General features: G+C 68.1%; 15 protein-coding genes. 2 read left to right on the top strand and 13 right to left on the bottom strand.

Annotation, left to right across the window (positions count from 1 at the left end; genetic code table 11):
• Positions 1-28: 28 nt before the first annotated feature.
• From GPX89_RS07700 to GPX89_RS07735, 8 genes are all read right to left on the bottom strand, one after another.
• Positions 29-1,033 (bottom strand): C40 family peptidase, encoded by a 1,005-nt coding sequence (locus GPX89_RS07700; RefSeq protein WP_235946690.1) that lies wholly within the window; start codon positions 1,031-1,033, stop codon positions 29-31.
• Positions 1,030-2,013, bottom strand: coding sequence for a replication-relaxation family protein (locus GPX89_RS07705; protein ID WP_157386521.1), 984 nt, complete (start codon positions 2,011-2,013; stop codon positions 1,030-1,032). Before GPX89_RS07705 ends, GPX89_RS07700 begins: the two co-directional genes overlap by 4 nt.
• Positions 2,014-2,079: 66 nt before the next feature.
• Entirely contained in the window at positions 2,080-4,596 is a 2,517-nt protein-coding gene (locus tag GPX89_RS07710; RefSeq protein WP_235946691.1) for a type IV secretory system conjugative DNA transfer family protein, read from the bottom strand.
• The gene (locus GPX89_RS07715; RefSeq protein ID WP_157386522.1) at positions 4,596-4,910 is read right to left on the bottom strand and encodes a hypothetical protein; all 315 of its coding nucleotides are present in this window, start codon (positions 4,908-4,910) and stop codon (positions 4,596-4,598) included. The genes GPX89_RS07710 and GPX89_RS07715 overlap by 1 nt, the downstream gene beginning before the upstream one ends.
• Positions 4,910-7,930: a PrgI family protein gene (locus tag GPX89_RS07720; RefSeq protein ID WP_157386523.1), complete on the bottom strand. Its 3,021-nt coding sequence runs from the start codon at positions 7,928-7,930 to the stop codon at positions 4,910-4,912. Before GPX89_RS07720 ends, GPX89_RS07715 begins: the two co-directional genes overlap by 1 nt.
• A complete protein-coding gene (locus tag GPX89_RS07725; protein WP_157386524.1) occupies positions 7,927-9,756 on the bottom strand; it encodes a hypothetical protein in 1,830 nt (609 codons plus the stop codon). Before GPX89_RS07725 ends, GPX89_RS07720 begins: the two co-directional genes overlap by 4 nt.
• A 1-nt stretch (position 9,757) precedes the next feature.
• Positions 9,758-10,132 (bottom strand): pilin, encoded by a 375-nt coding sequence (locus tag GPX89_RS07730; RefSeq protein ID WP_198347292.1) that lies wholly within the window; start codon positions 10,130-10,132, stop codon positions 9,758-9,760.
• Positions 10,123-11,046: a hypothetical protein gene (locus GPX89_RS07735; protein WP_157386525.1), complete on the bottom strand. Its 924-nt coding sequence runs from the start codon at positions 11,044-11,046 to the stop codon at positions 10,123-10,125. The genes GPX89_RS07730 and GPX89_RS07735 overlap by 10 nt, the downstream gene beginning before the upstream one ends.
• A 435-nt stretch (positions 11,047-11,481) precedes the next feature.
• Between GPX89_RS07735 and GPX89_RS07740 the strand changes: the two genes are divergently transcribed.
• Both GPX89_RS07740 and GPX89_RS07745 read left to right on the top strand, forming a co-directional pair.
• Positions 11,482-12,129, top strand: a complete 648-nt coding sequence (locus GPX89_RS07740) for a hypothetical protein (protein ID WP_157386526.1) — start codon at positions 11,482-11,484, stop codon at positions 12,127-12,129.
• Positions 12,130-12,159: 30 nt separating this feature from the next.
• The gene (locus tag GPX89_RS07745) at positions 12,160-13,038 is read left to right on the top strand and encodes a TRM11 family SAM-dependent methyltransferase (protein ID WP_157386527.1); all 879 of its coding nucleotides are present in this window, start codon (positions 12,160-12,162) and stop codon (positions 13,036-13,038) included.
• Between the two features lie 366 nt (positions 13,039-13,404).
• Here GPX89_RS07745 and GPX89_RS07750 read toward each other — a convergent pair whose 3' ends face one another.
• The 5 genes from GPX89_RS07750 to GPX89_RS07770 form a co-directional block, all read right to left on the bottom strand.
• Positions 13,405-14,277, bottom strand: coding sequence for a BKACE family enzyme (locus GPX89_RS07750; protein ID WP_157386528.1), 873 nt, complete (start codon positions 14,275-14,277; stop codon positions 13,405-13,407).
• Between the two features lie 49 nt (positions 14,278-14,326).
• The gene (locus tag GPX89_RS07755) at positions 14,327-15,190 is read right to left on the bottom strand and encodes a class I SAM-dependent methyltransferase (protein WP_157386529.1); all 864 of its coding nucleotides are present in this window, start codon (positions 15,188-15,190) and stop codon (positions 14,327-14,329) included.
• 157 nt (positions 15,191-15,347) lie between these two features.
• The gene (locus tag GPX89_RS07760) at positions 15,348-17,246 is read right to left on the bottom strand and encodes a hypothetical protein (protein ID WP_157386530.1); all 1,899 of its coding nucleotides are present in this window, start codon (positions 17,244-17,246) and stop codon (positions 15,348-15,350) included.
• Between the two features lie 525 nt (positions 17,247-17,771).
• Positions 17,772-18,104, bottom strand: a complete 333-nt coding sequence (locus GPX89_RS07765) for a helix-turn-helix domain-containing protein (RefSeq protein WP_328601594.1) — start codon at positions 18,102-18,104, stop codon at positions 17,772-17,774.
• Entirely contained in the window at positions 18,101-19,120 is a 1,020-nt protein-coding gene (locus tag GPX89_RS07770; protein WP_157387153.1) for a tyrosine-type recombinase/integrase, read from the bottom strand. The genes GPX89_RS07765 and GPX89_RS07770 overlap by 4 nt, the downstream gene beginning before the upstream one ends.
• Positions 19,121-19,446: the final 326 nt, after the last annotated feature.

Below are 19,446 nucleotides of genomic sequence, written 5' to 3' on the forward strand. Positions count from 1 at the left end.
GCCTTTCGCGAGTTGGGGGATTGTGCGGTCACTGAGCCGGATTCGCGGCAGCGGCGGCGGGCGGGTGCAGTGGGGAGGTCGCGCCGTAGTAGTCGTCGCCGGAGTAGTGCAGATCCTGGACCTGCACCGGGACTCCGAAGGTCGGTGCGTTGACGATCTTCCCGGCTCCCAGATAGAGGCCGACGTGATGAATGTCGGTGTCGGTGCCGTAGAACACGAGATCGCCAGGGCGCAAAGAGTTTTCGGGAATTGGTGGCCCGGCGTGGAATTGGTCGGCGGCGGTGCGGGGCAGGGTGACACCGGCGCGCGCGTAGGCGGCTTTGGTCAGCCCGGAGCAGTCCCAGCCGCCGCTGACCTCGGGGCCGTCACCTCCCCACACGTAGGGTTGACCGAGCTGCGAGCAGGCGAACGCGAGCACCACCGAGGCGGGGTCGCTTCCGGGGAGTGTCCCGCAATCGCCTCCGCCGCTGGGGGTTTGGCTGCGGTAGTGGGCGGCCTGGTCGAGGACTTCGTTGACGTACCAGTCGGCGTGGTTGTAGGTGAAGATCGCCGCGTGCATGTCGCCGGGTGCGCCGGAGTCGCACAGGTAGTACGCGGCGGCGTAGATCGCGTCCGACGGGTTGTAGCGCGAGGGCGGGGTGACACCCCCGGCAGGAAGCGGGTGGTGGGCGGCGACGGAGTCGAAGGTCGGTGCCAGGAACTGCATCGGTCCACCGGCTCCGGCGAAGTTCTCTCCGGAGCTGACCCCGGGCATGTCGGCTCGGCCGTGGTTGGTTTCGACTTTGCCGATGCCGGCGAGCACCGACCAGTCCAGTCCGGGGCAGACTTGCGCGGCCTTTTGGTAGAGCACGAGCATGGTGGCCGGGATGTCGGACACCGCTTCGGGGCTCGGTGCCGAACCTGATCCGGGCGCGCTCACACCCAGCTGGGGTTTGTGGTCGAAGACGACGACGGTGGTGACGACCGAAGCGATCACGACCGAGGTGAAGACCACGCTCGCGCAGCCCGCCGCGAGCACCCGCCCGAACATCATCGGTCTCCCGTCTCGGGCGGACGTGGTGGCGGTGGGGTGAGGATGGCGTGGCGGCTCGTCGGCGGGACCGGCACGGTGGCGGGCACCGGGGTGCGGTGCGGCCACGCAGCCGCCAGTTGCGCGAGCGTGACGCGTTGCCCGCCGGTGGACTCCAAAGGTAGCCAGAGGCGTTCGGCCGGGCTCGCTGTGCGGTGGTGGGAGGCCAGCTCGGCAGCAGCGGTGGCGACCGGCACCAAGTCCGGGTCGGCGAGCCCAGTGCGGTTGTGGCGCACCTGTTTTCGCATCGCTTCCTCGCGGGCCAGGGTGGGGGTCCACAGCAGGATCGGGGTGATGACCGCACTGGTGCGTGCCAGCTCGGCGTAGCCGGTCAGCTTCGCCGTGACCGTGGACAAGGTCATGGTGCCCAGGTCGAATTCGAGGAAGAAGTCCAGAGTCGTTGCCGCCGAGGTGAATCGGCCGTACCCGTCTGGGCGGGCGAGATCACCCCACAGCGCGTGGCAGCGGTACTGCGACCACCAGGCCAGCAGGCTCGTTGCGGGGTCACACGCCAGCGCGGTGAACCAGTCGTTGACGCCGAGAGTGTGGGCCAGGTGCAGGCTGTGAGCGATGCCCAGTGCCCGGTCGGGCCGGTAGCCGAGTTCGCGGATCTCGATTCCGGCTTCGGCGGCCAGCACCGCGGCTCCGGCGGGGGCCAGAACCCAATGCGCGGGCGCGGACCCGACCACCAGCAACGGCCGGAAGGAATCGAGGACACCTTCGCAGCGCAGCCGCTTGAGGCGTCGGCGCGCGGCCGAGCCGGTGCCGAACCCGAGTGCTGTGAGCTGGTGGGTGGTCAGGACGCGGTGCTCGTGGCACATGCGCAGGATCCAGCGGTCGCGCTCGGTCAGGCACACCGCCAGCCGCGCGTGCTGGCGCGCCAACGCCGGGGAGGTGGGGACAAGACCGCGCAACGAACGTTGGCGGGCTGGACGAGCAATCATCACAGCCTCCTACTGGGTGAAGGAAAGCCTCAGCGGCACAAAGGAACCGAGGAGCCGTGGGCGCGGTCAACGCAAGCGGGGATCACCCTCGCCGAGCTCGGCGACGGGCATTTCCGGGGTGGGTCGACTCTGGACCGGTTGAGTCCGTGCGCGGGCAGCGCGTCGGATCTCGGCGGAGCGCCCTGGAGTGGGGTCCGCCAGCGCCCTCGTGGTGAAGGTGAACGGGGGTGCCTGCTGGCCGCTGACGAGGACGCGGGCGGCGGCGTGATGCACATCGAGGTGGGTCAGGTCGTGCTCGGACAGCCACGGGCTGGTGTGGCGGGCCAGGTCGCGGGCGTCCTCGGGTGAGGCGGAGAAGATCACTTTGTTGCGGGCGTTGGCCGAGATTCCCTCGCGCAACTCCCGCGAGAGCTGCCCCAAGTTCTGATGCGCCAGCGTCAGCGAACAGCGCAGGCCGCGGGCCTCGGCGAGCATGTCTTCCACAGGTGTGGACAAGTTGAGGAAGTTCTGGGCTTCGTCGAGCACCAGGGACGCGTCGGCGCGTTCACTGGTCGGTGTGGTGCTTCGCGCGGTGACCGCTTGCCAGGTGCGGGCTACCAGCAGCGATCCCATGAGCCGGGTGGTGTCGTCGCCGAGGGAGCCCTTGGGTAGGCGGGCCAGGCAGATGCCGCCGTTGTCGAGGACCTCGGTGAGGTCGACGGTGGACTCGCCGGCCGCGATCGCGGCGCGCACGAACGGCCGCAAAAGGACCGTGCGCAGCTTGTTGAGCAGCGGGCCGACCACTTGAGCGCGGGCAGCGTCGGACAACTCGGCATACGCGTTCCAGAACCCGCGCAGCACCGGATCGTCCACGTCGCGGGTGACGCGGTCGAGGTTGGCTTCCCCGGTCAGCAGCCGCGCGAGATCGACCAGGGTGACCGTGCCCGGCCGCGCGCACAAGGTCCGCAATCCGGCCCGCAGGAGGTCGTCGGTGCGCGGCCCCCACCAGCGGGCGTAGATGCGGGAGAAGATCGTGGCCAGGTTCTCCACAGCCAAGTCCAAGCCCTCGACGGTGGTGTCGAGGGGGTTGATGCACGGCGGGCGAGCGGTGGAGTCGGCGTCGAACAGTACGACCTTGTCCGCCAACCGTTTTGGCAGGCGAGTGAGGATGTCGGTGACGAGGTCGCCTTTGGGGTCGATGACGACTTGACCGCGTCCGGCCTCGGCGTCGGCGAGGATCCAATGCGCGAGCAGGGTGGATTTGCCGACGCCGGTCGCGCCGAGGATGTGGGTGTGGTGTCGGGCATCGGCCACCGCGAGCGCCACAGGGCGGCCGGTGCCGGAATCGGCGAGCCCGAGCGGTTTGGTGTGCGGACCGTCGATGGGGATGGCGGTGTCGGGGGCCAGGGTGCGTGCGCCCGCGCGGGGCAGGCCGGGCACGACCACGGTTTCGCCAGGCAGGTGCGCGATTCCGGCCAGTTCCGGGACCGACAGCAGATCCCCGCGCCCCAGCCAGCGCCCGGTCAGTGCGGCAACGGGTCGCCACCAGACGCGGCGGCGGTGATAGAAGTTGAGATCGGTGCACGAGGCGAACACCGCTGCCGCCGCGTGCGCGCGGCCCCGCGCGACCGCGCGGGCCCGGCGGCGCTGCGCGTGGTCGGCGTCGGCGGGCAGCTGCACGGCGGCGGCGTAGCGGATCAGCGTTTCCCAGTGCCCGCCACGGGTTTTGGTGATCGCTGCCCGGGTCTGGGTGGTGTCCTGCATCCGCGAGAAGCGGTCCTGCGCTCCCGGTTGTCGTGCGCGCGGTGAGCGGGCGGTGGAGCCTGGGCTGAACAGATCGAGTACCTCGACCGCCAGGCTTGAGGTGATCCGAACGAGCGCGGTGAGGATTCCGCCACGGTGCCCGGCGAGCACTCTGCGCACCCGGTGTCCGGTGATCGGGCGCGCGAGGATCTGCACGCACACGCTTTCTCCGAGGGCGAGATCGGTGGCGGCGGTGAGGATGTCGCGGGCGATGTCGATGCTGTCGTAGTCGGTGCGGATCGGAAACGATTCGGCGCGCCCCAACCGCAGCCGACCCACGACCAGCACCCGCCGAGATCCCTTCGTGCAGGCGGGAAGTGGGAGCGTGGCGTATTCGAGGGTGCGGGTGCGTGCTCCCGGCCACGCCGAGGCCGCCGCGCGTTCGACCAACCCCGGTGGGACGCTGGCCGGTACCCACACAGCGAGGGTGATGCCGTCCTCGCCGGTGACCCGATACTCGAAGCTCAGATGCGGCTGCCCCAACAGCAGCCGCTTCCACGCCGGACGCAGCAACCCGACCAGATGCGACCAGAACGCCTGCGCCGCATGAGCATCCATGGTCGGCGGGCACAACACCACGACCTGCCTCGCATCACGCGCCAGGCGCTCCCGCCGACCCCACCGCGCGACGGCGGCAAGGAGCAGACTCGCGGCCACGACGGCGACCACGACGGTCGCGGTGGTGGTGCCCGCCGCGAGCTCACTGGTGAGGCGGTCCAGCAGCCGGTGCGGGGGCAGCACTAGCCGCTCGATCCGATCCGGCACCGGCATCTGCAGCGTGGGGGTGACGGGGGCGGTCATCACGGCCTGCCTTGCGGGCGGCGGCGAGTGCCGCAGCGGTGCCGGTGCGCGCCGACCCCGTCGCGCCCGTAGAACAGATGTGCCCGGACGTCGCCGGAGACGACCTCCGGCGCGAGGTGCCCTACATGCCAGCAGTCGTCGCTGTGGAAGCGGCACTGGTAGGCGTGCAGCGCGGATCCGGGGTAGCGGCCTCGCGCATACTTGCGGGCGGTCTTGCGGCTGGCGAATCCTGCTTTGCCGCAGTGCTCACACATCCCGAGAAACCCGGTAGCGACCCGGTATTCGCGCGGGGCCTCGTGCGCCGGGGGCGTCATCACGCGGCCTCGGGCAGATCGAGGAACACATCGGTGTCCTCGTCGACACCGGTGGTGGTCTCGTTGGGGGCGAGGTCGTCCGGAGTGCCGGCGGGCTCGCCGGGCAGCTCGATGCCGAGGTCGTCGAGATCCTCGCCGGTGGCGAACTGCGGAGAAGTGGTGATCAAGCTGTCTTCGAAATCCGAAGCCAGCGAAGCGAACACGGTACGGTCGGTGCCGACCGCGAGCAGGCCCTGGCCGCGATCGGCGGCGAGCAGGAACCCGCGCTCACCATCGGAGAGCGCGAACGCCGCCGCGATCTCGTCGATGGCTTGGGGAGCCTGACGCAACAAGACCTGGGTGGCGGAGTTGGCCACGATCGCCTTACCCAGCTCCGTGGCCAGCACATCGGCGCAGTCCTGAGTCGCCACCGTCAGCCCGGCCCAGTGCTTGCGGAAGCTCTTGGCGGCACGGAACAGGAACTCCCCGCCCGCCTGCTGGCTCAGCATCCACCACGCCTCGTCCACCACGACCAGGCGCGGCCGTCGCAGGCCCGGGTTGGCCACCCGCCGCCAGGTCGCATCCAGCGCCAGCAGAGTACCGAGGGTCTTCAACTCGTCGGGCAGCTCGCGCAGGGAGAACACCACGAACGCGCCCTCGGGGGCGGTGGTGGTCTCGCCGTCGATCAGCCCGGCGAACGCGCCGTCGTGGACGAACGGCGAAAGCGCCTGCGCCAGCTCGGTACCGACGCTGGAGCCGCACACGCGCAGCTGCTCGGCCAGCACCGCCAGGGTCGGGGCCGGACGGGTCCAGGTCGAGGGGTCCTCGGTGATTCCGGCGGCGGCGTAGGTGGCGATCAACGCGGTATCGAGCACCGCCCGCTGGGCCGGGGACTGTTCACCGATCAGTACCCGGATCATGGTGTGCAGGAACAGCTTGCGGCGCGTGAGGGCGTCGGCCGGGGCGCTGCGGCGGCCGTCGGGACGGGTGTGCAATTCGAGATCGAACGGGTTCAATCGCACGCCCGCCGCCCCGAGCTGCAGATACGTTCCGCGAACCGCGTCGGCCAGGGGGCGGTATTCGTCTTCGGGGTCGATGACGATGGCCTCGATGCCGCGCATCAGCGACCGCAAGACCTCGGATTTGACGAAATAGCTCTTACCGGAGCCGCTTCGGCCCAGCACGACCATGTTGTGGTTGTGGATGTCCTCGGCGAACCGATCCCAGAACACCAACCCCGAGGCGGCGTCGCGGCCGTAGAGCACGCCTTGCGGGCGGTGTGCGGTGACCGGATCGGCGACCGGCAACTGTGGGGAGGTGAACGGGAACGCCGCGGCGAGCGCGTCGGTGTCGAAGGTGCGACCCACCTTCACCGGGTCCAGGCCCAGCGGAAGCGTCGCGGTCCACGCGGCCACCGCGCGGTAGGTGAGGTGGCTGGTGTCCACGAGCAGGCTCGCCGCCAGGGCGCGCACCGCGGCGACTTCTTCGGCCAGTTCGGTTTCCGAGCTCGCGTGCACGCTCAGGTAGAGCCCGACCCGGAACAGGCGTCCCTCGCCGCGGGCCACCCGCGAGGAGAGATCGGCGGCGTCCTCGGCGGCCACCTCGAGCACGTCATCGGCCAGCAGCCCGTACGAGGCGTTGTGGCGCCGCGAGGACTCGAGGCGGGCTTGCTGGCGGCGCAGCCGGTTGGCGGCGGTGACCGGGTCGATCGGGTCGATGTGCAGTGACAGGTCCACGCGCCCGGGGTGCGCGAGCAGCGGAGCGAGCCAACCGCCGGCGACCTCGCGCGGGTAGCCGGTGACCGCGAGAGTCGCTACCCAGTCCGAGCCGACCTCGACATGGCGGGCACCCACACCCAGCGACTGCGGCGCGAACCGTGACGACGTTCCGAACCGGATGCGCCCCAACAGCTTCCGGCGACGCCGCTCGGCGACGACCACACCCGGCGTTTCCTTCGGGTCGGCAACGGTGGTGGCGGTGTCGGTGGTGCTGGCTGTGGTGATGACGGCGTCGGGGGCGGCGATGTCGGCCGAATGCGGGACCAGGCTGCCAGGGTTAGTGGATGAGGCCAGGATCGCGGTCGCCTGGGCGTCATCGAGAGCGGTGACAGCGACACCGAGCGGATTCAGCAGGTCGGTGGCCTCGGCGACACGGCGCAGCAGCCGGGTCTCAGCCGCGCGGCGCGCGGCGGCCGACACCTCCCGGGCAGCGCGCCGACCACTCGGCAGCAGCGCGGCGGCCAGTGTGCGCGCCGACGGCCCGGCCAGGCCGGGGCTTGCGGCGGTGACATTGTGGTGGGGTTCGCGCCACACCAGCAGCACCTGCCGGTGCAGCAGATCCTCGGTGACCGCGAGCTCGGTCAAGAATCGAGCGTGATCGGTGGCAGCCTCGGCCAGCTCCGGCGACATGTCAGCGGCGGCCGACTGCAACGTGGTGATGCGGCCGGTCAAGTCCAGGCGGGTGGAGCGGATGAGAATCTGCACCGGCTGACGCAGCGAATGCAGCCAGCCACCCAGCTGGGCGACGAGTGCGGCCTGCTCCTCGAGGGTGCGCAAGGCGAGGTTGATGGTGGAAGCGACCGCCACCGCCGCCACGCCATCAGTGCCGAGGTCGACGATGCCGACTTCCCCGGCCGTGCTGATCTGCTGGGGCAGGTGTGCGGTGCTGGTTGTGATCGGTTGCTGGGCTGAGGATTTGGGTTCGCTGGTGGCGTGGGTGGTCAGCCAGCGCGGGGCCGCGGTGAGTCCGTGTGGGGCGGCGACGAGGCGGTGCGGGCGTACTCGGTGGCGGACTGCGGCGACCACCAGCTGGTCACCGGAGAGGCCGTCGCGGCTGGTCAGCACCAGGCCGGTCATCAGCGCACCGATCGGAACCGCTGCGGCGGCGAACACCGGCGGTGCGACCAGGGTGCGGGTGAACAGCCACGCCGCGTACAAGGCGAGCGCGGTGACGGCGAGTATGGCGAGCTGGCGGGCGGTGAACGGACCGATCAGCTTGTCGCGGCGATCGACATCGGCGGGGATGCGGGCGGAGATGCTCATTTCGAACCTTTTCCTGGGGTACGGCGGGGATTACGGCGGCGGACAGGGAGATCGGGTAGCGGCAGATGCAGCTGCCGCCCGGCCGAACCGGACACACGCGCGGGTGGCGGGGTCGCGGTGCGTGACGGTGGAGGTGTCGGCGTGCGTGGTGGTGAGCTACGCCGGACCTCGATCGGCAGCGGGTACTGGCCGCTGCGCGTCGGGCGGACCTTCGCGTACGGGTCCGGTGGAGTAAGCGCGGAGACGCTGTAGTCGAAGGCCAGCTGTTTGGGTTGCGGGCTCCGGGTGCCCGGAAGCGGCCTCGCAACCGGAGGCGTCGGCGGCGCAACGGGTTTGGGCACGCGCTGCACCGGGATGGGCAGCTGGTACTGGCCGTTTCGGCCCAGCACGGGAGTGGGGCCGAGGTTGACGCCGCCGTGGAACTGCGGCAGCGGCAACATCAACTGCTGGCCCTGGGGCGCGGCGACCGGGATCGACGCGGCATGCGGGATCCGAGGCTGGGGCGGGGGCGGCGGTACGACCCGGTGCACCCCTTGCAGCGGGAGCATCAGCTGGCCGCTCCGGGTGGCGCGCACCTTCGCGTACGGATCCGGTGGCAGCTTCGGGCCGCCGCTGGGCTTGGGTTTGGGAGGCGCGACGGCCGCGGACTTGCCGACGCTCTTGAGCAGACCCAGGGTCTTGTACATGACGAAGCTGCGCGCCAGTGAGGCCACCATGCCGCGGCCGTTGCCGATCTTGAGTACTGACAGCAGCCAGAATGGGATCTTGAGCAGCAGCAGCGCCATCGCGTCGGCGACGATGATGGAGGGCAGCCCGTTGGGAGTGATGCCGAACCAGCTCCAGTTCTCGGCTAGGAAGACCCGCAGACCGACGACCAGCACCAGCGATTGCACGACTTGGATGGCCAGGCAGGCGCTGAAGGCGCGCCACCACCAGCGGGCGATCCCGTCGAGGCCGGGCAGGGCGTGGCACATCATCGCCAGCGGGGCCGCCGCGACGAGCACGACCGTGATCACCAGCCGGATCACCCACGTGATCAGCAGCAGCGTCAACACCACGATCAGGGCCAGCACGAGCAAGGTCGTGAACAGACTGTCGACGCTGCCCGCACCGACTTTCATCAGCGAGCGGAAAGCCGCTGCTGCGGAATCGGGGTCGACGCCGTCTCCGGCGACCGCGATGGTCAGGCCGTTGGCGAATTGAATCGCCTTGGTGGCCAGCAGCATGCTCATCGCGCCCGCGAGGAACCCCATGACCAGCCGAGGCAGCAGCTCGCGCCACCCCCACCGGGTTTGCAGGGTCTCATGCAGCATGAGCAGCACGCCCACGGCCATGACCACGAGCCCGTATGTGGCCACCATCAGCTGCCACGACGAGGACCACAACGCCCCCAGACGTGGCAGTTGGCTGGGTTCGGGCGTGGTCAGCAAGTGCTTGGACAGCAGTTCGAGGATCGGGTTGAACGCCGAGGCGACCAGGCGGGAGAAGAACCCGTCGATCGCGCCCGCGACACACGCGGCGATGTCGGAGACGCCGCAATCGGATTCCTGCGAACCACCGCCGGAAGGCGACGGGCTGTAGGGGCGCTGGGGCGGGGTCGCCGGGGCCGGTACCCCGCTGGTGGCAGGCGGAGTCACCGTCGCGGGTGGGGGTGCCGTCGCGGGTGGGGTCGGTGTGGTCAGTGTCGGCGGGGCCGGGGTTGGTGTGGCGGGTTGCGCGCTGCCGATTGCGTTGCCGCACAGCAGGATCGCCGCCAGCGCGAGCGCCACGACCAGCGCCCGCTTCGCGGTCGGTGGTGCGATACCGGCCCGGTGTCGGGGGGCCATCTCAGGCGCCCACGATCGACTTGAGCACGCCGACCACGACCGGTGCCAGCATCGCCAGCGCGTACCCGAGGCACGCGGCCCGCAGTGCGACCTTGGCGCGTTCGACCTCGCCCGGGTCGCCGGAGCTGATCAGGTAGCGGGTGCCGCCGATGGTCAGGCACACCGTGGCGATCAGCGCGAGAATCCCGATCAGCCAGTTGCGCAGGTTGTTGAGTACGGTCTCGAAGGAGTCGGCCACGGCCAGGACCGTCACCGCCTCGGCGCTGGCTGCGCCTGCCGCGGCGAGGACCACGGTGCCCGCGGCGAGGGCGACCGCTGTGCGGGCCAGGACGCGTCGAGTTCGGGGTGTGGTGTGGGGGGAGTGGGCTAGGCGCATCGCTTGACCTCCGGGTGAGTCGGATGCGCGCAGACCTGCGAAGGTCTCGCGCACCCGGTACTGGTGCCCGGAGACCCGGAAATCCCAGTGGCCGGCGAAACTTTCTTCTCAGTGGCGAGCGCGAACGCTGCAGAATCGAGTGCGGCGGCCTCGACGATGCTGGTGTGGCCGGACTCGGTCTCGCCGATCCGCTGCCGCAGCCATGTTCCGAGACGTGCCTCTGCACGCTTGCGCCGGATGACCAGCCAGTTGTTGGAGTTTGCTTGCTCGGACTTGCAACTGCGCAATGAACGCCTGCCCAGGCGGGTATCAGCAATCAGCGCGGCATCCTTGGCATCGATCACGCCCTCGACGACTGCCAGCGCCAGCAACGTCTCCAGATCTCCGTCAGTGCGCTGCGCGGGTATACCCGCTTCCTGGCGGGGGATCGGAGCCGTGGTGATCGCCTCGGCTTCTTCCCACGCGCGTCCGCCCCGGTAGGCAGCCCAGCGCAGCGCACACCACACGCGGGTTGCGCGCAGGTTGATCCGCGGGATCTCTTCCACGAACCCGGCCAGCACGGCGGCTTCGGCTTCGGCACGTTCACCATCGATCCGGATCGCCAGCCGCGCGGCGGTCGCGGCCAGCATCGGCATCGCCAGCCCCGCGCAGACGAGCACCGCCTCGTCGCCCTGGCGGCGGGCCCAGGCGACCAACCACTGCCACACCACATCGACGTCCATCACCTCGAAGGACACCGAGGTGTCGAGCAACAAATGCGCCAGCCGCCCCCACGTCACCGGCGACTCCGGCAACGCGGCGGCGGCCTCGGCGCTCAGCGGCACCACGTCCTCGGCGATGCGGTCCAGACGCGCGATCACCGCCGACAGCGGAAGACGCGGATCCCTCGCATAAACACGGTCGCGAGAATTCATGAGAACCAACTCCTTGCATGGATGGAAATCGGGAAATCCGACCCAGCAAGGACAGCAAGACGAATACGCGAGAAATATGCGGAAAGTACACGAACCGCATTCGGAAAGCACACGGAAAGTACACGAACCCTCGACGGCAGGGCGGATTCACGCACGAGAAAGCCCGCTTAGTCGACCACCTGAGAAATCCCTCTACCAGGGGTTGTGTGTACATCGTGGATGTTTGGCGACGCTAACGACTGCTCGCACCGCGACGGACGTCGAATCTCGAGAAAAACTCCAAAAATAGTTAGCGCGAATCTTCCTCGACCGCACGCATTGCCTTGAGTCGAAATCTGAGAAGAAAATTGATTCGAGACTGTGGATGGATTTTCTTGGTTTAGGGACGCAGTACCGGGTGCAGGAGTATTCCGTCCTCACGAAGGGCCCTCACCCATGAACGAATCCCGCCCCGCCCTCGCTGCTGCCGTTCCGGCGTCGATCTGGGCCTGCGGCCCCGCCGACTTCCCCGACCCAGAGCAACTGTGGCCGACCGCAATACTGCGCCGCGCAGTCACCGAATTCAGCCGCCACAACGCGCGAGTGCAGCTGCTGGCCGCCGCGCGCCGCCACCAGCTCGCCGCCCGCCGCGCCGTCACCGACCTCGCCGGCATCGGCCGCGAGGTCACCACGGCCACCATGGACTTGCCGGCCGCCCGCGGCGAGGCCGACCTCGTCATCGCCAGCCTGCTCCCCGACCCCGCACACCCCTACAGTCCCGACACCTTCACTCACCTCGCCTTCGCCGCCGCCGACCAGCTGCGCGGCGGCGGGATCCTGGCCGTGCTCACCCGCTGCACGCACACCCCCGCCGGAATCCTCGACGACCCGACCGGCCCGGTCGTGAGCGCCGCGCAAGCCGCCGACCTGCTCTACCTCGCCCACGTCGTGGCCGCCCCCATCCGCGACGACGCCATCGCCACACCCGAGCGTGCCGAACACGGCGAGCGCGAACCCCGCCACGCGGTGGTCCACACCGACCTGACCGTCTTCCTGCGGCCCGACGACCAGCACTTGCCCGCAGCACTCGACTCCGCCGCATAACCCGCCAGCCACCCGCTCGGAAGGATCGCCATGAACGCACTCCCCATCCCCGCGTCCGGCCCCGAACCCGCCCTGCCGGTATCGGTGTGGGCCACCGGACAACACGCCCCCGCCACACAACGACGGGGCCGCTACCACCCCGACGGCACCGCCCACCCCGCCAAAATGCTGCCCGCCGTCGCGGCCCACGCCATCACCCACTACACCCAGCCCGGCGACCTGGTCATGGACCCGATGTGCGGCACCGGCACCACCCTCGTCGAAGCCCTGCACCTCGGCCGCCGCGCACTCGGCTGCGAATACGAAGCCCGCTGGGCGGCCATCGCCCGCACCAACATCGACCTCGCCCGCACCGCCGGATGCGACCAGAGCGCCACCGTGTACTCCGGCGACGCCCGCCGCCTCGATGCCGTCCTTCCGGCCGAGCACCTCGGCATGGTGGATCTGGTGATCACATCCCCGCCCTACGGCGATTCCACCCACGGCCATGTCAAGACCAAACCCGGTGAAGGCGTGCAGAAGCGCAACCACCGCTACGGCCCTGTGCTCGACCGCGGGCAACTCGCCAACGTCGGCCTAGGGAGACTGCTGTCGGGATTCACGCGCATCCTCGCCGCCAGCGCGGCCTACGTGCGCCCCGGCGGGCACATCGTCATCACCGCCCGCCCGTGGCGGCAGCACACCGAGTTGATCGATCTGCCCGCGCACATCATCACCTGCGCCACGTTGGCGGGGCTCGAACCGATCGAGCGCTGCGTCGCGCTGCTTGGGCGCCTGGCTGATGGCGAGTTCATCGCGCGCTCGAGCGTTTTCCAACGCGATTTCGTGGTCAAGAAGCGCCAGGCGGGCCTTCCTACCCACCTCATCACGCATGAAGACGTCTTGGTGCTCCGCAAAACGATCGGCTGAAATCAGGCCGGGCACAGTTCATTTCGGCTGTGCCCGACTCGTTCGCCCCCGGCATGCATGGCAGGCCGGGGGCAGTACATGCCCGGCATCGGTGCGGGTAGTACCCCGGGTGCGCTATCGCACGGCGATGACACGGGTTCGCCGTTTCCCAGCAACGATTACGTGCTGGCCTGCGGGCAGATGAGCGCTGTTCGGGACAACGACCACCTCGATCTCCGGTCGGGCGGTCGCGCGGGTGAGCGCGGCTACCGCCTGCGCGTCATCGTGGGAGGCGAGATAAGTTCCCCCCCCCAACTGGCGGAGTCGGATATCTAGTGCACCGGAATAGCTGGCCTGTTTCGTTATTCAGTACTGCTAGACGGCTTGCTAGCCCCAGAGAGCGGCCATGGCATCGTCCACGCCAGCCGCAGGGCGACCATGCTGCGCGCCGAGATCGGCCGCGCGCGCCACTAGCTGCTCGTTGGTCGGGCGTTCTTGTCCGGCGTAATCCTCGAGACCGACTCGGACATGTCCACCCGCCCGCAGGGCTGCCTCGGCCAACCCTGACCCGAGTACGTCTCCTTGCGGTACCCCGACCATCCAGGGAAGTCCCGTGCCGCTGATCATTTCGACATAGGCGTTCAGACTGGCCTGTGTCGGCGGCAAGCCGAAAAGTGCCGACGGACCGCCGAAATACAATTGGATCTTCGTCCGCTTCGGCAGTCGACCCGCGTTGTGGTGCGCGAGGGTGAGCATGAGGAAACCGGGCTCGAAGATCGATACATGCAATGGTAGGTCGACCTCACGGCACCACTGGAACACGTGATCGACGTCGGCGGCAGAGTTGCCGAAGACGGGCACGGCCGTCGGTCCGTCGGGACCATCGAACGCCAGTGACAGACAGCCTGCATCGGCAGTGGCCATGGTCAGTGCGCCGCGCTGATGAAGTTCCACGATGTGCGAGAAGCGATCGGTAATCGCGCGCGTGCGCTCGCCCGAGGTTGTGGGGTGTATCAGCACGCCGGGCCTGGTCTGCCAGACGCGCCTCCACGCCGCTTCATAGGGATCGGCCGAATGCGCGCTCGGCTCACCGACATTCGGTTCGTCGTTGTGGTTGTGCACGATCGTTGCACCAGCGTCGATACAGGCGAGGGCCGTCGTGACGATCTCGTCGACCGTGCGTGGCACGTTCGGATTTGTGTCCCTTGGTGTCGATCCATTGATGGCCGCTTCGATCACCAACGGTTTACCTGAACTCATTCGCCCCCCGATATCCCTCACGTCTGCCCAAGTATCGCTTGAAGAGTTCTCAGCGGCTCGCCCGTAGTATGCGGCTGGCGCGCAGCGCGCGGGGTGGCTGGCCCTCGAATTCCGCCGGGTTGTCGAGATATCCGGAAATGAGTTCGGTGGCGGAGTGGTCTTCGACGGTGGTGAAGCCGAGCGCGCGCAACTGTGCGGCGATGTCATCGGGTGTGTAGTAGCTGAACCAGGGTTCGCCGGCAGCTGCCACTCGTTGTGCGCGTTCCTTCAGTTGCGCACGGTCCTCGTCGGTGTCGCCCGGCTGCAGGTAGTCGAAGATCACCTCGACCGGTTCGGATTGCTCAGTGATGTACTCGAGCGTGGCACGAGCGGCGTCCGGGGTCAGGTAATAGACGACGCCGAGCCACACGAACACGGCCGGATCCGTTCTGCTGAATCCCGCGGATTCCAATCTTTCCGCCAGTGTGTCGGTTTCGAAGTCGACCGGTACGAAGGTCAAGCTCTCGGGTCGGTCGATGCCGGAGTCGGTGAGGCGTCGGCGTTTCCACGCCTGGGTCGCGGGATGGTCGACCTCGAATACGCACAGGCCCGGATGCGGGTTGCGGTAGGCGAAGGTGTCCAGGCCCGCGCCGAGGAACACGACCTGCCGCACGCCGGTCGTGACCGCCTCGGCCACACGATCTTCGGCGAAGCGGGCGCGGGCAGCGAAGAACAGTCGGCGCGGCCGAAAGTGCGCGCCGCTCCCGGGACGATCCTCGGTGGGCTCGCCCAAGGCGGACAGCTCGTCGGCGGTGATCCCGAGTAGACGTGACGCCAGCGGATCGGTGAGAATCCTTGGTTGGTCAGCGATTTGGTGATAAGCACGCGCCTGGGCGGTCAAGAGTGCTGTCTGGCTGGGCCCCTCGTTATCCATGATCAAGAACCTACTCATGAGCGCCGCGCATGCACCGTGAACTCAGCCACACCACATACTCCCGGACCATGTTCGGCATCCGAGGACTCATCAGATTGCCTGCGGCAATAACGATTAGGGATGCACGCAGTGACGGGGCGTTCTGTGGCAACGACGTTCAGTGGGTGGTTCGCCGGTGCACGAGTGCGGCGTAGTTGGCCCAGGAAGCGCCTGAACGGTCGACCCAGCCGTCTGCGGCGGATGTGCTGATGCCGAGGAGGTCGGCGATGACGGCGGCGGGTAGTTGGGTAGCGATGTCGAGAAGGGCGGCCTGGCGACCTGGTCGGGATTGGATGCCGATCCTGCTGAGGCGGCGGCCGAGATGGCCCGGGCTCATGGGGCGGGCAGGGTCGGTGCCGGAGGGGAACAGCCAGGTGGACTCGTCACTTCGGCCGAAGACCGTGCGGCAGGTCCGGGTCCGGAGGTGCTCATCGAGAAGCACGGCGACGGGTTCGGGCAGCTTCAAAGGCACTGTGCCGAACCGGATGTAGGTGTCGGTACTGGAAATGGTGATGTCCGCGGCGGTCAGGCGGACGATGTTCGTGGCGGGTTGGGCGTAGAGCAGCGTGAACAGTCCGGCGACACGGTCTTTGGCTGCAATGGTGTGGTCGTCGAGAAGCTGGCGGGCGAGCGCCCACCGCCGCTCGGCGTCGAGTGGGTTTGTCTGGCTTGCCTGTTGGTATTTGGGGACCTGGAGCGGGTGGGCGTAGCGCTTGGCGACCGACCAATGGACGAAGTCTCGGATTCGATAGTGGGTGCTGGGGCCGTCGGCGATCCAGCGGTCGATATCGGCTTGTCGACAGGTGGCCAGGGTCTGGTTTTGCTGGTCCAGCCAGCCGAGGAAGGTGATCGCAGCTCGCAGGCTCACGCGGATCGCGTCCACCTGGTTGTGCTCGGCGAACTCGCCGCGCAGTTTGCGGCGCAGCCGAGCAAGGTGATGCCAGGTGACGAAGCGGCGCAGCAGGTTTCGCCGCTCTGGGTTGTCGACGGCGGCCAGTGTCTTGTCGATCCAGGCTTGCAGGTTGGCGAGGTGTTCATCGCGCGGTGCGAGCAGTCCCGCGCTCACCAGGATCGCCCGTAGATGTCGGCTGGACTTACGGGGAAGCCGCGCGTCGATGGCGTCGTGGGTGAGAGGGCAAGCGCCGGTAATGATGTCGGTCAGGGTGCGGCTGGCGGCGGATTCTGCGAGCCAGCGCAGTGTGGAGGCAGGCGAACCGGTGGTGAACAGAACCTGGTGCAAGGCAGCCAGTTCGGTGCGGTCCACCGCGCTGGAGTGGTGCACGAGCTCGTCGAGTCGCCGGGCGAGGGCGCAGCGGGGGCAGAGCTCGCGGTGATAGAGCCGTTCGACGCTGCCGCATCCGGTGCAGGCGCGAAACGAGAGGGGATCCTTCTCGTAGCAGGTGTGGCACAGACGCCCGTCGGGAACGCGGGCCGCGATCTGAAGCGTCTTGCCGCAGCGTGCGCAGGGCCATTTCCGCGCCGCGCAGGTCTCGCAGACGGGTCGCCCGGCGGCGACCCCCAGGCAGACGGCGTGGCGACCGCACTTGCCGCAGGTGGCCGTCGGGCGGCGGAAGCAGTTGCCGCAGAGACGTTCCTCGCCTCGACGCCGAATTATGAACCGCTGTTCGTGGCATCGCGTGCACTCTTCATGCAGCAGCGCTATGCGCCGATAGCAGCTCTGACACAACGGTTTTCCGTCGGCGGTGCGGGCAACGGTGTGGCGATCCCGGCCACAATGCGCGCAGAGCTTCGTAGGCCGGGCCCGCTTGTGACAGGACCCGCAGACGCGCTGGCCGTCAAGAATATTCGTGAGTGCGACGTCGCGGTGACAGACCGGGCAGAGCGGGACGACGATCCGGCGCGCGCCGACGCGCCGCAATTCGGTGATCAGCCGGATCAGGTGTGTCGAGCCGTGCACCGCGTCGCCGGTCAGCAGAGTCGGTCGGTCTTGCAGCTCCCATGCCAGGTTCAGCAGGTGGCGCGGTGCTGTGGTGACCTTGGCGATGGCCGCGGTCATGGCCTCGTGATCCATGTCCGGCTCGAGGGCTCGTAGCGACCCGGTGAGCAGGGCAACGGGGTCGACGCCTCGGCCGGGACGGCAACGTTCACACACCCGGCGACCCTGGCGGTCGCGGGAGACGAGTCGGCGGACGGCAGCGCAACCGGCGCAGGACCCGGTGGCGACTCGTCGTTTCTGCTTGCACGACTCGCAGATTCGGGAGCCCTCCGCACGCGCGGTGAGGGCACGTGCTCGGCCGCAGTCGGGACAGCGTGGTGCGATCACGTGTGAGGCCCCGGCCTCCATCAGGGCATGGATGAACTGGTCGACGGCGACGGGACCGTCGGGTCTGCCGCAGGTCAGCAGATCCGGTTGCGTGTGCAGGGCTTGGACCACGAGCAGCAGCTTGGATCGCCTCGACGCTGCCGCGTGTGCTGCCGACAGGACAGTCTGTGGCGGCAACGTCGGCTCGATCTGGGCGACCAGGTCGATCAGCTGTTCTTCCAAGGGCGCAAGGTGATCCATCGCCGAAACTCGCTCGAGTCAGCGGGTGATCCGGGCCGGTTTCGGCCGGAAGGAGCCCACCCCGGTGTCGGTGCCCTTGCTGGCCCCGACGGTCTTGCGTGACCGGGGTGCCGAGTCGGCCGCGATCGGTTCGATCAAGTCATCCATCGAGCAATCCAGAATGTCGAGCAGTGCGACCAGAATCTTCAAACTCAGCCGTTCAGGGCGCTCGGCGACAAGACGATAGACCTGGCTCGGTGACAGGTCGATCCCGCGCTCGGCCAGCAACGGCCGCAGTGCCGAGGTCGAGAACATCTCCCGGGTCGCCATCACCTGCCGCAGATTCCAGCGATAGTCCAATTTGGCCGTCACGTCCGAGATCCTTCCTTGGCGAAGACCCGGTCCAGGGTCGCCCGCAGCATCGAGTTCATGAAATCACCACTGACGGTGGTGTAAACCGCTGTGGTGGAGGAAAATTCATGTCCGGCTGCCGCTTGGACGAACTTCGGATCGGCTCCATCCTCGATGAGATGCGAGACCCACGAATGTCGAAGACAATGCGGCGTCAGCTCTTTCGGCAGGCCCAGCGCGTCCCGGTATCGACCGAACCGGTCGTTGATCTCCGCCGGCCGCAGGCGGCCCGAGCGCTCGGTCAGCCAGACCGCCGGATGCTCCGGCACTCGGAAGCGCGGCCGGATATTGACCAGGTAATCGTCGATCACCGGAACGATCCACGGCATCGTCGTGGGGACCTCTCGCCGCTTCGGCGGTGATCCTCGGCTGCGTTTGCCGTAGCGGACCTGCAGCATCCCGTATCTGCCCAGTTCCCGAGCGTGAGGATTGCGGTAGAAGTCGACGGTGTCCATGCGTGATGCCTCGGTGCGACGAAGGCCCCAGGCGTAGATCGTCTTGAACAGCGTCGCATCCCGATAGGCGGTCAACGCGCCCTTGCGGCCCGAGCGCTCCGCGCGATCGACCTGATCGTCGGCATAGTCGAAGAACCGCTGTAACTCCTCGCGGGTGAACGGCCGTCGACCGGGTGAACCTTCATACTCGAGCAAGTGGGTGAGGGTGTTCCATTCCTGCACGATCTGGACCGGATGAGTCCCGAATCGCTTCTCACACTCGGACTCCCACCCGTACGCCCTATGCGTCAGGTAGTCGCCGAAACCCCGGATCACACTCTGATAGCCGCGGATGGTCGATTCGGCCAAGCCGAGTTCTCCGACCAGATGCGACATCCACTCGTCGAAGTGCGCGGCGGTCCAGTTCCACGGGTACTCGTTGCTGTAGGAGGCGAATCGGCGCACCAATTGCACATGCGCACGAATTGTCTTGGGCTGCAACAGGCGTCCTCCTCGCTGCTGGTGTTCCCAGCCGCGCAGCATTGCCTCGACGACTGCTTCCTCGGGGTGCAGGAAGGACACGCCATCGACCAGTTCGAGATGTGCAGTCCCGGGCCCATGGAAGTCTTCGGCCACGCCCATCCTCCAACCGTCTGATGCGCAGATATTGCATCAGACGCGAATGCGAATGTAAACGGGCAGGTCAATGGGGCTATCTTCGAGGACTATCGAAGATGAGGATTGTGCTAGATGACCTGCGCACCAAGGACTCCGGACCGCATCTGATGCAATTCCGGACAGTCAGCGATATCCCTGCTCCTCGGCCCAGCTTCGGATCGGTCCACCCACCGATTCCGGTGTTGCGCCTT

This window comes from Nocardia terrae (assembly GCF_009760405.1).
Lineage (GTDB): Bacteria > Actinomycetota > Actinomycetes > Mycobacteriales > Mycobacteriaceae > Nocardia > Nocardia terrae.

Excerpts from the sequence above, each read along its gene's own strand:
- GPX89_RS07700 (WP_235946690.1), bottom strand. The coding sequence starts at position 1,033 with ATGATGTTCGGGCGGGTGCTCGCGGCGGGCTGCGCGAGCGTGGTCTTC.
- GPX89_RS07705 (WP_157386521.1), bottom strand. The coding sequence starts at position 2,013 with ATGATTGCTCGTCCAGCCCGCCAACGTTCGTTGCGCGGTCTTGTCCCC.
- GPX89_RS07710 (WP_235946691.1), bottom strand. The coding sequence starts at position 4,596 with ATGACCGCCCCCGTCACCCCCACGCTGCAGATGCCGGTGCCGGATCGG.
- GPX89_RS07715 (WP_157386522.1), bottom strand. The coding sequence starts at position 4,910 with ATGACGCCCCCGGCGCACGAGGCCCCGCGCGAATACCGGGTCGCTACC.
- GPX89_RS07720 (WP_157386523.1), bottom strand. The coding sequence starts at position 7,930 with ATGAGCATCTCCGCCCGCATCCCCGCCGATGTCGATCGCCGCGACAAG.
- GPX89_RS07725 (WP_157386524.1), bottom strand. The coding sequence starts at position 9,756 with ATGGCCCCCCGACACCGGGCCGGTATCGCACCACCGACCGCGAAGCGG.
- GPX89_RS07730 (WP_198347292.1), bottom strand. The coding sequence starts at position 10,132 with ATGCGCCTAGCCCACTCCCCCCACACCACACCCCGAACTCGACGCGTC.
- GPX89_RS07735 (WP_157386525.1), bottom strand. The coding sequence starts at position 11,046 with ATGAATTCTCGCGACCGTGTTTATGCGAGGGATCCGCGTCTTCCGCTG.
- GPX89_RS07740 (WP_157386526.1), top strand. The coding sequence starts at position 11,482 with ATGAACGAATCCCGCCCCGCCCTCGCTGCTGCCGTTCCGGCGTCGATC.
- GPX89_RS07745 (WP_157386527.1), top strand. The coding sequence starts at position 12,160 with ATGAACGCACTCCCCATCCCCGCGTCCGGCCCCGAACCCGCCCTGCCG.
- GPX89_RS07750 (WP_157386528.1), bottom strand. The coding sequence starts at position 14,277 with ATGAGTTCAGGTAAACCGTTGGTGATCGAAGCGGCCATCAATGGATCG.
- GPX89_RS07755 (WP_157386529.1), bottom strand. The coding sequence starts at position 15,190 with ATGGATAACGAGGGGCCCAGCCAGACAGCACTCTTGACCGCCCAGGCG.
- GPX89_RS07760 (WP_157386530.1), bottom strand. The coding sequence starts at position 17,246 with ATGACCGCGGCCATCGCCAAGGTCACCACAGCACCGCGCCACCTGCTG.
- GPX89_RS07770 (WP_157387153.1), bottom strand. The coding sequence starts at position 19,120 with ATGCTGCGCGGCTGGGAACACCAGCAGCGAGGAGGACGCCTGTTGCAG.